This window comes from Massilia scottii (assembly GCF_030846495.1).
In the GTDB taxonomy this organism is placed as follows: domain Bacteria; phylum Pseudomonadota; class Gammaproteobacteria; order Burkholderiales; family Burkholderiaceae_D; genus Telluria_A; species Telluria_A violaceinigra.
The window spans coordinates 94,360-109,149 of sequence record NZ_JAVCWM010000008.1 but is presented as its reverse complement, the minus strand read 5'-3'; the positions used below and the strand labels follow the sequence as shown (position 1 = coordinate 109,149).

At 65.4% G+C, this 14,790-nt stretch carries 18 protein-coding genes; 15 read left to right on the top strand and 3 right to left on the bottom strand.

All coding sequences use genetic code 11. From position 1 onward, the window contains the following. From nuoN to RBA41_RS13205, 7 genes are all read left to right on the top strand, one after another. Positions 1–1,518, top strand: a complete 1,518-nt coding sequence (nuoN, locus tag RBA41_RS13235; RefSeq protein WP_306624414.1) for an NADH-quinone oxidoreductase subunit NuoN — start codon at positions 1–3, stop codon at positions 1,516–1,518. Further along, positions 1,518–1,841 (top strand): DUF2818 family protein, encoded by a 324-nt coding sequence (locus tag RBA41_RS13230; protein ID WP_306624651.1) that lies wholly within the window; start codon positions 1,518–1,520, stop codon positions 1,839–1,841. The genes nuoN and RBA41_RS13230 overlap by 1 nt, the downstream gene beginning before the upstream one ends. 15 nt (positions 1,842–1,856) lie before the next feature. Further along, positions 1,857–2,429: an NUDIX domain-containing protein gene (locus RBA41_RS13225; protein WP_306624413.1), complete on the top strand. Its 573-nt coding sequence runs from the start codon at positions 1,857–1,859 to the stop codon at positions 2,427–2,429. A 6-nt stretch (positions 2,430–2,435) separates the two neighbouring features. Beyond that, positions 2,436–3,134: a hypothetical protein gene (locus RBA41_RS13220; protein WP_306624412.1), complete on the top strand. Its 699-nt coding sequence runs from the start codon at positions 2,436–2,438 to the stop codon at positions 3,132–3,134. Between the two features lie 8 nt (positions 3,135–3,142). Further along, positions 3,143–3,829, top strand: coding sequence for a 2-C-methyl-D-erythritol 4-phosphate cytidylyltransferase (gene ispD / locus RBA41_RS13215; protein WP_306624411.1), 687 nt, complete (start codon positions 3,143–3,145; stop codon positions 3,827–3,829). A gap of 18 nt (positions 3,830–3,847) precedes the next feature. Continuing rightward, the gene (ispF, locus tag RBA41_RS13210) at positions 3,848–4,363 is read left to right on the top strand and encodes a 2-C-methyl-D-erythritol 2,4-cyclodiphosphate synthase (RefSeq protein ID WP_306624410.1); all 516 of its coding nucleotides are present in this window, start codon (positions 3,848–3,850) and stop codon (positions 4,361–4,363) included. Between the two features lie 122 nt (positions 4,364–4,485). Beyond that, a complete protein-coding gene (locus RBA41_RS13205; protein ID WP_306624409.1) occupies positions 4,486–5,436 on the top strand; it encodes a hypothetical protein in 951 nt (316 codons plus the stop codon). Here RBA41_RS13205 and RBA41_RS13200 read toward each other — a convergent pair. Then, positions 5,423–5,956, bottom strand: coding sequence for a PaaI family thioesterase (locus RBA41_RS13200; RefSeq protein WP_306624408.1), 534 nt, complete (start codon positions 5,954–5,956; stop codon positions 5,423–5,425). The two genes, RBA41_RS13205 and RBA41_RS13200, sit on opposite strands and share 14 nt — an antisense overlap. A 112-nt stretch (positions 5,957–6,068) precedes the next feature. On the opposite strand from RBA41_RS13200, the gene RBA41_RS13195 reads away from it, so the two are divergent. The 4 genes from RBA41_RS13195 to RBA41_RS13180 are packed head-to-tail and all read left to right on the top strand — an operon-like array spanning position 6,069 to position 8,410. Then, a complete protein-coding gene (locus RBA41_RS13195) occupies positions 6,069–6,533 on the top strand; it encodes a MarR family winged helix-turn-helix transcriptional regulator (RefSeq protein WP_306624407.1) in 465 nt (154 codons plus the stop codon). Further along, entirely contained in the window at positions 6,517–7,776 is a 1,260-nt protein-coding gene (locus RBA41_RS13190) for an MFS transporter (protein ID WP_306624406.1), read from the top strand. Before RBA41_RS13195 ends, RBA41_RS13190 begins: the two co-directional genes overlap by 17 nt. 2 nt (positions 7,777–7,778) lie before the next feature. Beyond that, positions 7,779–8,087: a hypothetical protein gene (locus RBA41_RS13185; protein WP_306624405.1), complete on the top strand. Its 309-nt coding sequence runs from the start codon at positions 7,779–7,781 to the stop codon at positions 8,085–8,087. A gap of 2 nt (positions 8,088–8,089) precedes the next feature. After that, a complete protein-coding gene (locus RBA41_RS13180) occupies positions 8,090–8,410 on the top strand; it encodes a hypothetical protein (protein WP_306624404.1) in 321 nt (106 codons plus the stop codon). Positions 8,411–8,462: 52 nt separating this feature from the next. Here RBA41_RS13180 and RBA41_RS13175 read toward each other — a convergent pair whose 3' ends face one another. Together RBA41_RS13175 and RBA41_RS13170 are read right to left on the bottom strand one after the other, a co-directional pair. Further along, a complete protein-coding gene (locus RBA41_RS13175) occupies positions 8,463–9,380 on the bottom strand; it encodes a LysR family transcriptional regulator (RefSeq protein WP_306624402.1) in 918 nt (305 codons plus the stop codon). Between the two features lie 78 nt (positions 9,381–9,458). Then, the gene (locus RBA41_RS13170) at positions 9,459–11,807 is read right to left on the bottom strand and encodes a S8 family serine peptidase (RefSeq protein WP_306624400.1); all 2,349 of its coding nucleotides are present in this window, start codon (positions 11,805–11,807) and stop codon (positions 9,459–9,461) included. A 320-nt stretch (positions 11,808–12,127) separates the two neighbouring features. Between RBA41_RS13170 and RBA41_RS13165 the strand changes: the two genes are divergently transcribed. The 4 genes from RBA41_RS13165 to RBA41_RS13150 all read left to right on the top strand — a co-directional run bounded on the left by RBA41_RS13165 (position 12,128) and on the right by RBA41_RS13150 (position 14,757). After that, positions 12,128–12,766, top strand: coding sequence for an NAD(P)-dependent oxidoreductase (locus RBA41_RS13165; protein WP_306624398.1), 639 nt, complete (start codon positions 12,128–12,130; stop codon positions 12,764–12,766). Positions 12,767–12,874: 108 nt separating this feature from the next. Continuing rightward, a complete protein-coding gene (locus RBA41_RS13160) occupies positions 12,875–13,426 on the top strand; it encodes an NADPH-dependent FMN reductase (protein ID WP_306624397.1) in 552 nt (183 codons plus the stop codon). Positions 13,427–13,441: 15 nt separating this feature from the next. Beyond that, on the top strand, positions 13,442–13,852 hold the full coding sequence (locus RBA41_RS13155; RefSeq protein WP_306624396.1) for a VOC family protein: 411 nt from the start codon (positions 13,442–13,444) through the stop codon (positions 13,850–13,852). 11 nt (positions 13,853–13,863) lie between these two features. Next, positions 13,864–14,757, top strand: a complete 894-nt coding sequence (locus tag RBA41_RS13150) for an ion transporter (RefSeq protein WP_306624395.1) — start codon at positions 13,864–13,866, stop codon at positions 14,755–14,757. Positions 14,758–14,790: the final 33 nt, after the last annotated feature.

Here is a 14,790-nt window from a genome sequence, read left to right as displayed (position 1 = left end):
ATGATCCAGACTACGAATCCCAACCTGATCCCGGCTTACGCCGAAATCTTCCTGCTGATCGCCGCATCAAGCATCCTGCTGATCGACATGTACCTCAAGGATGGCAAGCGCGTCCTGACCTACTGGCTGTCGCTGGCGGCACTGGCCGGCTGCGCCGCCCTGACTTATTCGGACTACGCGGCCGGCACCACGGTCTACACGTTCCACAACATGTTCGTGTCGGACCCGATGGCGAACCTGCTCAAGCTGTTCACCTACCTGGCCATCGGCATCACGCTGGTCTATTCGCGCACCTATGCGACCGAGCGCGGCATGTTGTCCGGCAACCTGGGCGGCGAATTCTATGTGCTCGCGCTGTTCTCGATGCTCGGCCAGATGATCATGATCTCCGGTAACAACATGCTGATCATCTACCTGGGCCTGGAACTGATGTCGCTGTCGCTGTACGCCCTCGTTGCGCTGCGCCGCGATCACGCCGTCTCGACCGAAGCGTCGATGAAGTACTTCATCCTCGGCGCGCTGGCGTCCGGCTTCCTGCTGTATGGTATTTCGATGCTGTACGGCGCCACCGGTTCGCTCGACATCAATGAAATCTCGAAGGCGGCGGCATCGTCCACCGCCAACCTGAACATCCTGGTGTTCGGCCTGGTGTTCCTGGTGGCCGGCCTGGCGTTCAAGCTCGGCGTCGTCCCGTTCCACATGTGGGTGCCGGACGTGTACCAGGGCGCGCCGACCGCGGTGACCCTGCTGCTGGGCGGCGCGCCGAAACTGGCGGCGTTCGCGATCTGCATCCGCCTGCTGGTGGAAGGCTTGCTGCCGATGGCGATCGACTGGCAGCAGATGCTGATGGTGCTGGCCGTGCTGTCGCTGGCGATCGGTAACCTGACCGCGATTGCCCAGACCAACCTGAAACGGATGCTCGCGTATTCGACCATCGCGCAGATGGGCTTCGTGCTGCTGGGCCTCTTGGCCGGCGTGGTCGCCAATCCGCTCGACGCCAGCGCCATTCCCGACGCCAGCAATGCCGCTTCCGCCTACAGCGCCGCCATGTACTACTCGATCACGTATGTGCTGACCACGCTCGGCACCTTCGGGCTGATCATGATGCTGGCGCGTACCGGCTTCGAAGCGGAAGAACTGAACGACTTCAAGGGCCTGGCCAGGCGCAGCCCGTGGTTCGCGGCCGTCATGGCGATCCTGCTGTTCTCGCTGGCCGGCGTGCCGCCGATGATGGGCTTCGCCGCCAAGTTCGCGGTGCTCGAATCGGTGCTCTCGACCGGCGCCGTGTGGCTGACCGTGGTGGCGGTGATGTTCTCGCTGATCGGCGCGTTCTACTACCTGCGCGTGGTCAAGGTCATGTACTTCGACGAACCGCTTGATACCACCCCGATCGTGGCGCCGTTCGACATGCGCGCCGTGCTCTCGATGAACGGGATCGCGACCGTGCTGCTGGGCGTGTTCGCCGGTCCGCTGCTGGCCGCTTGCCTGAACGCGATGACGAAGACTATCGGTTCCTGATGGACGTGTCGTCATCGAGCTGGCTGGCGATCGCCCTGGCACTGGCGGCCGCCAACCTGCCGTTCATGAATGAGCGGCTGTTCGGCTTTATCCCGGTCGGGCGCGCGAGCGCCGACCAGGGGCCGGTCAAGGCCGGCTGGTGGCGCGTGCTGGAACTGGTGGTGCTGTACTTTGCCGTCGGCGCCATCGCCTATCTGCTGGAAGCGCGCATCGGCAACGTCTTTAGCCAGACCAAGGAGTTCTACATGATCACCGTGCCGCTGTTCGTGGTGCTGGCGTTCCCCGGCTTCGTCATGCGCTACCTGCGCAAGCGCCATCACTAATTCATCGGAGGGCGCATGGAGCCGAACCTGAACGACGATCATCTGACAGAGCGCCGCATCGATGGCGAACTGGCCTACGAGGGCAGCTTTCTGAAGGTCTCGCGCGACCGCGTCAGCCTGCCCGACGGCGCCATCGCCACCCGCGAGTACATCCGCCATCCCGGCGCCGTCGTGATCCTGCCGCTGCTGGACGACGGCCGGGTGCTGCTCGAACGCCAGTTCCGCTATCCGCTGGGGCGCGTCTTCATCGAATTCCCGGCCGGGAAAATCGATGCGGGCGAGGAGCCGCTGGCCTGCGCCAGGCGCGAGCTGCAGGAAGAAACCGGCTACACGGCGAGCGACTGGCAATTCATCAGCACCATCCACAACGCCATCGCCTACTCCGACGAGCACCTCGACCTGTTCGTCGCGCGCGGCCTCACCGCCGGCCAGGCGCGCCTGGATGCGGAAGAGTTCCTGGAAACCTTCAGCGCCACCGTGCCCGAGCTGCTCGAGATGGTGCGCAGCGGCCAGATCACGGACGTGAAGACCATCATCGGCGCCTTCTGGCTCGACAAACTCCTCGGCGGAAGCTGGCCGCCGGCTTGATCCGCCATGAAAACCCTGGCGTTCGTCCCCGCCTTGGCGCTTTCCATCCTCTGCTCGTCCAGCAGCTGGGCGGCGCGCAGCGCCTTCCAGGCGCAGTGCGAGGATGCGATGGCCAAGGGGATCTCGGTGCTGCACTCGACCCCGAACGGCTACACCATCAATAACACGGTGTCCTTTCACGGCCTTACCGCCATGAAGCCGGGCGCGCCCGCTACCTTTGTGCTGGGCCTGACCAGGACCGAGTCACGCTCGACGATTTCGCTCAAGGCGGACATGCTGATCGACCCCGTCACCGGCTACGAGTGCGTGGCGCCGCGGATCACCGTCTCGCTGCTGTACAGCCCGGTAGTGGTGTACGTCGGACGCGAGTTTCGCCCGGGTTCTTGTGCATATCAGGAGATTCTTGCGCATGAGATGCGCCACCTCAAGACCTATCTCGACCATTTGCCGAAAGTGGAAGTAACGGTGCGCGCGGCACTGGCACGGCGCTTCACCGACAAACCCCTGTACGCGCCGCGCGGCCAGGCGCTGGCCTTGCTGCAGCAGGAACTCAATACCGGCTGGGCGCCGTACATACAAAAAGAGATGGCCAAAGTAGACCCGCTACAAGCCGCCATCGACACGCCGCAAGAGTATGCGCGCCTGAGCAAAGTTTGCGCAGGTGAGGTACAGTCCCTTGTAAGACCGGCTAACCGAGACAGATGAAGACAGCCATGAAGCAGATCGCACCGCGCTATATTGCCCTGATCCCCGCCGCCGGCGTCGGCGCGCGCATGGCATCGAGCAGTCCAAAGCAGTATCTGCCCATCGGCGCCAAGCCGATGCTGCGTCATACGCTCGACGCCTTCGTGTCGAGCCCCCTGATCGCCCATACCTACGTCGTGGTCAGCGCGCACGACGCGTATATCGATGCCATCGTGCCGTCCGGCGCAGCCACCGTGCTGCGCTGCGGCGGCGCCAGTCGCATGGAGTCGGTCCGCAACGCCCTGCGGGCGCTGGAGGGCGAGCTGCACGAACATGACTGGGTGCTGGTGCACGACGCGGCGCGGCCGGGACTGAACGCCGGGCTGATCGGGAAATTGATCGACGCGGTCGGCGACGATGCGGTCGGCGGCCTCCTGGCCTTGCCCGTGGTCGACACCGTCAAGCGCGGCGGCGAGCACGTCAGCACCGTCGCACGCGACGGCCTGTGGCTGGCGCAGACCCCGCAAATGTTTCGCTACAAGCTGCTGTGCGATGCGCTGGCGGCGGCCACCGACGCCAGCGTCATTACCGATGACGCCAGTGCGGTCGAGGCCCTCGGCTTGTCGCCCAAGCTGGTTGAAGGACATCCCCGTAATTTAAAAGTGACGCTGCCGGCGGACATCCGGATCGCCGAGATGTACCTGGCCGCGCCTTAACCTGAAATGAGTGAGACCATGGCACTGGCATCCTACAATCCCACCCCGCCGTTCCGTGTCGGAACCGGCTACGACTGCCACGCCCTCGTCGAGGGCCGCAAACTGATCATCGGCGGGGTTGCAATCCCGCACCGCATGGGCCTGTTGGGCCATTCGGACGCCGACGTCCTGCTGCACGCGATCATCGATGCGATGCTCGGCGCGGCTGGCCTCGGTGACATCGGCAAGCATTTCCCGGACACCGACCCGATGTTCGCCGGCGCCGATTCACGCACCCTGCTGCGCGAAGTGGCGCACCGCGTGGTCGCCACCGGCTACACCATCGGCAACATCGACGCCACCATCATCGCCCAGGCGCCGAAGATGGCGCCGCACATCGCGCAGATGATTTCGCGCATCGCCGAAGACATCGGCGTGTCGCCCCAGCAGGTCAACGTCAAGGCCAAGACCAACGAAAAGCTGGGCTACCTGGGGCGCGAAGAGGGCATGGCCGCCGAGGCGATCTGTCTGCTGATCAAGTCCGCTTCCGCGTAAGCACCGGCGGCAAGGCCCGCCGGGCCGGCGGCCGGGAACCTTGATCGCCGTCAGGCGGGCCTGAAAAAGCGGCCCCTACACTTGAACTGGATTCAACAAGTTCAATCATGGGGAGAAAGATCATGAAATCCGCATTATCGGCCCTCGCCGCCGCCCTGGCGTTCGCCAGCGGCCCGGCGCTGGCGCAGGTGTTCGTCAACACCATCCAGCAGGGCAGCGGCAACAAGAGCTTTGTCGAGCAGCGCGAGAGCAACGACTATGCCCAGGTTGACGTGACGCAAATCGGTACCGGCAACGTCATCGGCGACCCGGCCATGGGTAACAGTGGCATTGTCCAGATCGCCACTGTGGCGCGAGTGCATGTCCGTCAGGAAGGCAGGGCGAACGACGCCAACATCCTGCAGGACCATACTGACCGCAGCGACAACAACCTGCTCCAGACCGGCCAGGGAAATGTGGCCGTGTTCAGGCAGGTCAATGCGAACAGTTCAACCCTGACCCTCGAACAGCACGGCAGCGCCAACTACACTTCCATCAACCAGAAGGACATTCCGACCTTCTCGGTGCGTGCGCGCCAGACCGGTGCGGATAACCGGATCGTGGTGCAGCATTACTTTTCGGGATACGGCGGGCCGGACATCGAGCAGGCCGGCAGCGCCAACAAGGTACTCATCGACCAGTCCGACGCCGCCTATTCCTTCGTCCGGGTGGACCAGGCCGGCACGCTGAACGACGCCTACGTGCGCCAGAACGGCACCGCCTTCACGGCAGACCAGTCGATCGTGCAACGGGGCGAGCGCAACGTCGCCCGCGCCGATGAAAGCGGGCAAGTCAACGGCTCGACCATCGTCCAGACCGGAAACGAGAACCTTGCCTCGGCGACGTCGACCTTGAACGGCAGCGTATCGGAGATCGTCCAGACCGGCAGCTACAACCGCGCCAGCGCGCTGCAGAACGGCGCGCTCAGCTGGACGACCGGCAACTTCTCGAACATCAGGCAAACCGGCAATGCCTTCACGGCCAGCGTGCTGCAAAACGGCAGCGGCAATGTCGGCATCATCAACCAGCGCTGATCTCGAACACCAGGCAGGTTGTCGTCGCAAAGGCGTACAGCTTGCCATTCGCATCGGTAATGCGCGCTTCGGCCACGCCGACCTGGCCCCCCACGCTGACCACGGTCGCCTCGGCCCGCACCGGCCCGGTCGTATCGGTCATCGCGCGCAGATAGTTCACCTTCAGCTCCAGCGTCGTGTATCCCTTGCCGGCCGGGAGCATCGTGTGGATCGCGCAGCCGAGCGCGGTGTCGAGCATGGTCGCCGCGTAGCCGCCGTGCACCACGCCGCTCGGATTGTAGTGCGCCCGCTCCGGGGTTCCCTGGAACACCGTGCGGCCGGGCTCCACCGACATCGGCAGGATTCCCATCAAGTGCGCGATCGGCGCCGGGGGCAGGGCGCCGCTGCCGATGCCTTCCAAAAATTCCATGCCGCTGCTGCTGCGCAAGGTGGCGCGGTCCGCCACGCCCGGCGCGGCCAGTCTGGCGCGCATTGCAGCGGCCTCGTCCAGCCATTGCTGGCGTTTGTCTTGCTGTTCCATGATCATCCTTTTGCTTGATGGCTAAAAAGGCGGGAGAGGCGCACACGGCGCGTGAATTGTAATATACTTCAAACAATCAGTGTACCTGCACCTATTTCCGCAACGCCACGATATGACCGATCCAATCGAAAAACCGCTGGGCTGTACCTGCTTCAAGCTGCGCAAGCTCACGCGCGCCATGTCGCGCGTGTACGACCACCACATGGCTGCCGTGGGCCTGAAGACCACTCAGTACAGCGTGCTGGCCAACGTCGCGCGCCAGGCGCTGCCGGTGGCCGAGCTGGCCGAACGCCTCGGCATGGAACGCACCACGCTCACGCGCAACCTCAAACCGCTGATGGAGGCCGGCTGGGTCGTCCCGCGTCCCGGCGCCGACAGCCGCCAGCGCATCGTCACCATCACCGGGGCCGGCCAGCAAAAACTCGCCGAATCCTACCCGGTGTGGTGCGGCGCCCAGCGCGCCTTCGAACAACTGGTCGGGCGCGAGGCCGTGCGCGCCCTGCACACCCAGCTTGAATCCACACTTGCCCAATTAACGCCATTGATCGAGGACCTGCCCCATGCCCACCCAGAATGAGATGACGCCGCGCGCCGCATGGCTGCTGATCCTCGCCGCCTCGGCGATCTTGATGATCACCATGGGCGCGCGCCTGACCACGGGCCTGTTTCTCTCGCCGATCAACAGCGCCACCGGGCTGGGCGTGGCATCGATCAGCTTCGCCATGGCGATCGGGCAGTTCGTGTGGGGCGCGGCGCAGCCGGTGTTCGGCGCCGTGGCCGACAAATGGGGCTCGGCCAAGGTCATCATCCTGGGCGCCGTCATGCTTGCCGCCGGCATGGCGGCGACGCCGTTCGTGTCCTCGCAGTGGGGCCTGATGCTGACCATGGGCTTGCTGACGGCGGCGGGCGCGGGCGCCGGCAGCTTCTCGATCCTGATCGGCGCCACCGCGCAGCGCCTGCCGGCCGCGCGCCGTCCGTTCGCGGCCGGCTTCATCAACGCCGGCGGCTCGTTCGGCCAGTTCGTGTTCGCGCCGCTGATGCAGGCGATCATCAACAGCGCCGGCTGGATTGCGGCGATGCTGACCATGGCCGCGACCACCTTGCTCACGATTCCCCTGGCTTGGCCGCTGCGCAAGGGCGCCGGGCTGGCCAAGGCCGATCCGGCTGTCGTGGCGCCGCCCAAGCCGCTTGATGCACCCGGCATCGGCCTGGGCGCGCAGATCAAGATCGCGCTGCGCGACCGCAGCTACCTGTGCCTGCACGCCGGCTTTTTCACCTGCGGCTTTCACATCGCCTTCCTGGTCACGCACCTGCCGGGCGAGGTTGCCCTGTGCAGCCTGCCGGCGGGCGTGTCGGCCAATGCGCTTGCGCTGATCGGCTTATTCAACATCGCCGGCAGCCTGACAGCGGGCGCGCTGTCGACCCGCTACCGCATGAAGTCCCTGCTGGCCCTGATGTACGCCAGCCGCGCGGTGATCGTCATCGCCTACCTGCTGGCGCCGAAGACGCCCATGACTTTCTACGTGTTCGCCGGCGCGCTCGGTTTCACCTGGCTGGCGACGGTGCCGCCGACGGCGGGCCTGGTCGGCAAACTGTTCGGCATGCGCTACCTGTCCACGCTGTTCGGCCTGACCTTGCTGTCGCATCAGGTGGGCGGCTTCTTCGGCGCGTGGCTGGGCGGGCTCTCGTTCGTGGCCTACGGCGACTTTACCTGGATGTGGTACGCCGACATCGTGCTCGCGCTGGCCGCGGCTCTTATCAACCTGCCGATCCGCGAAGCGCATGTCGTTCGCGAACCGGTGCTTGCAGCGAAGGCATAAGCATGGCACGCGATACCTGGGCTTACCGCGACGTGGCGGTCGAATCGTATGAAGATGCGCGCAGCGGCACCTTGCGCATCCGCCCGATGGCGGGGCAGGCCTTCGCCCCCAGCCTGCGCGTGCGGTGCGCGCGCGCGCTGGTGGACCGGGCGCTGCATCCGCCCGGCACGCGCTTTTTGCTGTCGGCCAAGCTGACCGACCGCCTGGGCGGCACGCCGTTTTTGTATGCGTGGCATGGCGACCCGGTGGTCGTCCTGAGCGCCGCGCAGGCGAAGAAATTCCTGGCCGAGTTCCGGCGCGGCAGAATTTAGCGATGGATTTGCTTGAGCAACTGGCCGCGCTGGAACAGGATGTCGATCGCTACCACGACACGGAGTTCGGCAGCGAGGAAGAGGGCGCGCGCGCCAACCGCCGCCTGAAGCTGCGCATGCGCGATCTGATCGTCGCGGCGCACGGAGCGGGGCAGGCGCGGGTGCTGGAACAGGCGCTCGATCTGCTGTCCGCCAACACCGGCTGCGCCGAAGACCACGCGCTCTTCCTTGAGATTGGCGCGGAGCTGACAGGGCGCGGCATCGTCGACGAAGTGCGCATGATGGCGTGCCTGCGCAACGCTCCTGTCAACCGCTGGCTGTAAGGCCCCGAGTCGCCACACGTAGAAAAATCATACTGCACAATGCGCTTGCGGTTCATGAAACAGTGTCGGCGCGCTGCAGATAGTCCCGATAAAAGTCGATGAACGCGCGCACCCGCGCCGGCGCCTGGCGTCCGGGCGGCAGCACGGCGTACATGCCGCCGCGCGGCAGCGACCATTGTGGCAGCAGTTCGACCACCGTGCCGGCCTTGAAGCTGGCGCGCAGCGTTTGACCTTCCATCACCGTTACCCCGGCGCCTTGCCCGACCAGCGCCAGCAAGGCGGCCGGCGAATCGACCTGGATGCGCGACGCCGTCTGCACCACGCTCTGGGCGCCATCGGCCCCGGTAAACGTCCAGGTGTGCGGGGTGCGCATCAGCGACAGCGCCACCCAGTCGTGCTGCGCCAGGTCCTGGGGCGTGGCCGGATAACCGCGCCGCTGCAGGTACGACGGCGCCGCCACCACGTGCTGGGTGAATTCGCCCAGCTTGATGGCGCGCTGGGTCGAGTCGCGCAGCCAGCCCATGCGAAACGACAGGTCGATGCCTTCGGCGATCATGTCGGCCACCTTGTCGGCGGTGCGCAGGTCGACCGTGATGCGCGGGTGGCGCGCCATGAACTGCACCAGCGCCGGGCCGATGGAGTGGGCCACCTGCAGCGCCGTGGTGGAGATGCGCAGCATGCCGGACAGCTCGCCCTGGTCGCTGCCGGCCTGCGCCAGCGCGTCGGACAGGGCGCGCAGCAGCGGCTGGCATTGGGCGTGCAGCGCGCGTCCGGCGTCGGTGGGCGCCACCTGGCGCGTGGTGCGGGTGAATAGCGACACGCCCAGCTGGCGCTCCAGGCGCGCGATCTGCACGCTGATCCTGGCCTTGGCCACGCCCAGCCGGTCCGCCGCGGCGGTAAAACTGCCCGCCTCGGCGACGGCGTCGAAGATGGTCAGGCTGTTCAGGTCGATCTGATCGAGAGGCGTCATCGGGATTGATAAGCAATTGAGATCAATCCATTATCATCCATGCCGCATCGGCGATCAATCGCTGCCAGGACCCAGCGCTTACGGTTGCGCTCTCCGTGGCTGAAGCTGCCAGGTGACCCTGCCGACTTCCTGTTGTTGCCACACCTGCCGCACGAAAACCTGGAAGGTCTGGTCGCGGTTCTCCTCGGGAATCCGGATCAGCAGCCGGAACGCCATGCGCGACTTGGCGGGGAACAGGACGTCGCCGAAATTGGTGCGCCTGTTCGGATTGACCGCGATCCGGGCCACGCCGCGTTCCTGGTCGATGATGGCGTCGGCCGCCAGCTGGCGCGCTTGCAGCATGCGGAAAAAGACCAGCGGCATTTCCAGCAGGGCGCCGGCGCCGGGCGGCAGCCTGCCGACGACCTCCAGCGCCATTTCGCGGCCCCGGTCGGGCGCACCGGGCGCAATGAATTCGAGCGCCTTGAAATCCGGCGTGGACGGATCGTCCGCATCCGGGGCATTGTCCTCGACGTTGAAGTTGCGCCATGTGACGTTGTTATTCGCCCGGACGAAGGTCGTGAAATTTTCCCAGACCAGGAACTCGGCGGGCGCCGGCGCCGGGTCGGCGGCATTGCCGATCAGCGCGACAAAACAATAGTGCCCGGGCGCCGGGATCGCGGCCTGCGGCCAGACGATGGCGGACGACACGGTCAGCACGTCGCCGGCCGGCACCGATGGCAGGGTGGTGCTGCCGACCAGCGTCCACAGGTCCGGGGTGACCAGGGTGGCGACCGGCGCCCAGTACACGCTTGCCACGACCGACGTGGCGGCGGCGCCGCCCCGGTTCTTGACCCGCACGTAGATGTAGTTGTCCTGGCCCGCTTCGGCCGTCCAGCCCAGGGCCGCGCTGTCGGCCAGGGTGCTGCCGGCGCCGAATTCGGCCTGCGGATCGGCGGCCGGCGCCGGCCTGAGGAACACGTCCGGGCTGGCGGAAATCGCGCCGCCATGCGGCTCGCCCGTGTCGCCGACGAAGTCGCGGATATAGATGTCGGGCGCGACGTGCAGCACCTCGTCGAAAATCCTGCGCAGATTCGGCATCACCCTGATCTGCGTCGTTTCAGCGGGCGAGGGCAAGGTCCCCGTGGCCGGATCGCTGAGGATGGCGCGCATCTGGCGCGGGCTGAAACGCGCTTGCGGCGGTACCTGCGCCTCCACGCCACCCTGTACCGAGAGCGCCGCGCCGGCGATGATCGCAGAGGCGCCGGAGGTGCCGCTAAAGCCGGTGGTGTACCCGTTGGTCAGGCTGCCCGGAACCGATTCGAGGGTGGTGATGCCCTGTCCCCAGGCATAGCAGTCGATGCGCCTGCCGTGCGGCGCGTAGGGCCGGCGCGTATGCGGCGCGGCCGCACTGGCCGCCGTGACCATGATCGCGCCCGAATCGCGAAATTCCGGATTCGCCTCGTCGCGGTTGAGAATGGCCTGGCCCGACAGGGTCGTGTAGGTATCCATGTTCAGGGGCGGCGTGGAGCCGTTGTTGGTACCGTTGCCGCCCGCTTCGATCACGACGATGCCCAGGGCCGTGGCCAGCCGTATCGCTTCGTACTCCGCGTCGTACGCTTCGATCGGGCCGAGCAGCGTGGTGCCGTTCAGGTAGACCTGCGCCTCCAGCAGCAGCACTTCGCCGAAATTCTGGTGGGCGATGGCGGCGAAGATGGCGTCCGGCCGCGAACTGCCGTAAAACGAGACGACATTGACGGCTTCGAGCGCCGGCACGATACCCACGCAGCCGATCGTGTTGTCGACGGCGCAGATGGTGCCGAGAACGGAGGTGCCGTGGGAACGGTACGGGTCGTAGATCGACCCGTGCAGCAGCGTGGCACCGTGCGCCGCCAGGTCTTCGTGGTCCAGCGTCCAGCCGCTCTCCAGGTCTATCAGGCGCTGGCCCGCGCCGTCGCCGCCGGGCATGGTCCATGCGTATTCCGCATCGATGCCGTCCGGCGCCGGGTCGAGATAGCCCTGATTGACCCGTTGCGGGTCATCCGACGGATTGACGGGCGGTGGCCCGGCCCGGTCGACATAGGCGGTTTGCACGCTGTTCCAGCGCATCAGCGTCCTGGCCAGCGCGACCAGATCGGTATCGGAAGGCGCATCGATATAAAAGAACGTGCCGAAGTCGGCCGGCTTGTAGGTCGGGTCCATCTGCACCGCGCGCCGGATCAGTTCCTCCAGCTGGTTTCCCCTGACCAGGGTAAATACCGGACGTACCCTCAGACCCGGGAATTGCCCGAGCAGCTTGCGCCACGATCCGAGACTGCTTCTGTCGATCTGCTCGCCCAGCTCGCCCCGGTTGTCGAGCCTCACGCCTTCGCGAAAGCGCACCACCACCCGTGGGCGGTCATACGTCTCGTCATTCGGCCTGCCCTGTAGTTGGTCCTGTTCGTCCATCACACTCTCCTGTAAATGCCGCGTATTGCGGCCACTGCACAGAGACTGTCCGCCCGGGTGGCGGCACTGCCACTTGGCGGACAGGAGGAAACGTGATTCGCAAAGCGCACCCGGATCACCGTCCTGCGCTTCGTCAGTAGCGTGTTGAATAGTCGGCTTTGTACACGCGCCCGCTTTGTGCAATCGCAAGCCGCGTGAAGATTGTCCAGCTCGCTTAATTGATTAGAAATTCGTAACAATGAATTATTCAGATCACTGTTTATCGAATCAATCCTTGCTGTCATCATGCATCTCATCCAAACAACAGCGGGAGTTTCGCAATGAATATCGTACTGATCGGCGCCACCGGATTTATCGGCACAGCCTTGCTCAATGAAGCCTTGAACCGCGGCCATGCGGTCACCGCGCTGTCGACCCGTCCAGGCAAGCTGGCCGCGCGCGAGCGCCTGCAGGCACGCGCGGCGGACGTGATGGACGTCGCCGCGCTGACCGCGCAACTGGCCGGCGCCGATGCCGTGCTGTCGGCTTTCAGCGGCCATGCGCAGGGCGACGTGCAGGCTTACTACCTGGCCGGCGCGCGCAACATCGTCGCCGCCGTCAAGGAAGCGCGCGTGCCGCGCCTGCTGATGGTCGGCGGCGCCGGTTCGCTGGAAGTGGCGCCGGGCGTGCAGCTGCTCGACACGCCCGGCTTTCCGGAGGCGTACCGCGCCAGTGCCGAAGGCGCGCGCCAGGCGCTCGCGCTGCTGCGCGCGCAAGCCTCGCTCGACTGGACCATGCTCAGTCCCGCCGCCATGATTTCGCCCGGCGAGCGCACCGGCGTGTTCCGCCTGGGCGGCGACGCGCTGCTGCTTGACGCCGACGGCAACAGCGCCATTTCGGTGGAAGACTATGCGGTGGCCATGATCGATGAACTGGAACAGCCGGCGCATAGCCGCCAGCGCTTTACGGTGGCTTACTAAGTACCCGTTCGACGGGGTGTTCGGGAAAGTGCGCGCTGTGCTGTAAAAATTGTTAAGATTTACAATTGCTCCACCGCCGACCAACCGACCACCCCCGAAAGGACCGACATGGCTTCTAGAAAAATCGCTGTCATCATTGGCAGCTTGCGCAAGGATTCGTTCAACCGCAAGGTCGCCAAGACGCTGATGCTGCTGGCGCCGCCCACCCTGGACATGGAAATCGTCGAGATCGGCCAGCTGCCTCTGTACAACCAGGACGACGACGCCGCGCCGCCGCCGGTCTACACCGAGTTCCGCGACAAGCTCAAGGAATTCGACGGGGTCCTGTTCTGCACCCCGGAATACAACCGGTCGATGCCCGCCGCGCTGAAAAACGCGATCGACGTCGGCTCGCGTCCGTACGGCCAGAGCGCATGGGGCAGCAAACCGTGCGCCGTGGTCAGCGTCACGCCCGGCGCGCTCGGCGCGTTCGGCGCCAACCATCACCTGCGCCAGTCGCTGGTGTTCCTGAACATGCCCGCCATGCAGCAGCCCGAAGCCTACCTGGCCAATATCGGCAGCCAGTACGAGGGCGACAATCTCACCAACGACAGCACCAAAGCATTCCTGCAGAAATTCATCGACGCGTTCGCGGTCTGGGTCGAACGGCACGCCGACTGAACCCGGGACGCCGCGATGATAAACATCCGTGATATCGATCACGTGGTTCTGCGCGTGGTCGACCTGGAAGCGATGATCGGCTTCTACCGCGACGCGCTTGGCTGCGCGATCGAGCGGCGCCAGGACGACATCGGCCTGGTGCAACTGCGCGCCGGCCGCGCGCTGGTCGATCTGGTGCCGGTGGACGGCAAGCTGGGACGGGCCGGCGGTGCGGCGCCCGGGCGCGAGGGGCGCAATATGGACCATGTGTGTTTTCGGGTCGAACCGTTCGATGCGCAGGCGATCCGGGATCACCTGGCCGCATGCGGCGTCACGCCCGGCGCGGTCGAATCGCGCTACGGCGCCGAAGGGGAGGGGCCGTCGATCTACCTGGACGACCCCGAAGGCAACACGGTCGAGCTTAAGGGGCCGGCCCGGCCGGGCTGATCGCGCACACGATGACGAATAAATCCACGTCGGCGGAGGACATCGCTCCGCATACGCCGCCTGCCTTCGGCAAGCCCGGCACCGGCCTGCGCCGGCGCATCTACACGATTATTTTTGAAGCCGACACGAGCACCGGCAAGACCTTCGACGTGCTGCTGGTGGCGGTCATCTTGCTCAGTATCGTGGTGGTCCTGCTCGATAGCGTGCCGTCGGTGGTGGGCCGTTTCGGGCGCCCGCTCAACGTGATGGAGTGGACGTTCACGCTGCTGTTTACGGTCGAATACATCGCGCGCCTGTGCTGCGTGCGCCATCCGTGGCGCTATGCGACCAGCTTTTTCGGCGTGATCGACCTGATATCGGTACTGCCGACCTGGTTTGCGCTGCTGGTGCCGGAAGCGTCGGCCTTCCTCGACATCCGCATCCTGCGGCTGCTGCGCATCTTCCGCATCTTCAAGCTCACGCTGTACATCACCGAATACATCCGGCTTGGGCGCGCCCTGCGCGCGAGCGGGCGCAAGATCCTCATTTTCCTGTCGGTGGTAATGATGGCGGTGCTCATTCTGGGGACCGTGATGTACGTGGTCGAAGGTCCGAAAAACGGCTTCACCAGCATTCCGATGGCGATGTACTGGGCCACCGTGACGATGACGACGGTCGGTTATGGCGACATTACCCCGCAGACGACCCTGGGACGCATCATCGCGTCGTTCATGATGCTGCTGGGGTGGGGCGTGCTGGCGGTACCGACCGGGATCGTGACGGCGGAAATGACATCGCAGCGGATGAACTGGAAGCCCACCACCCGGACCTGCCCCTCGTGCCTGAGCGAAGGGCACGAGCCGGAAGCGATGTACTGCAAGGATTGCGGAGAACCCTTGCCGGCGTATGAGTACGACAAATCCTGACGCCGGCCCGGACTTGATCTGTAACAATCAATC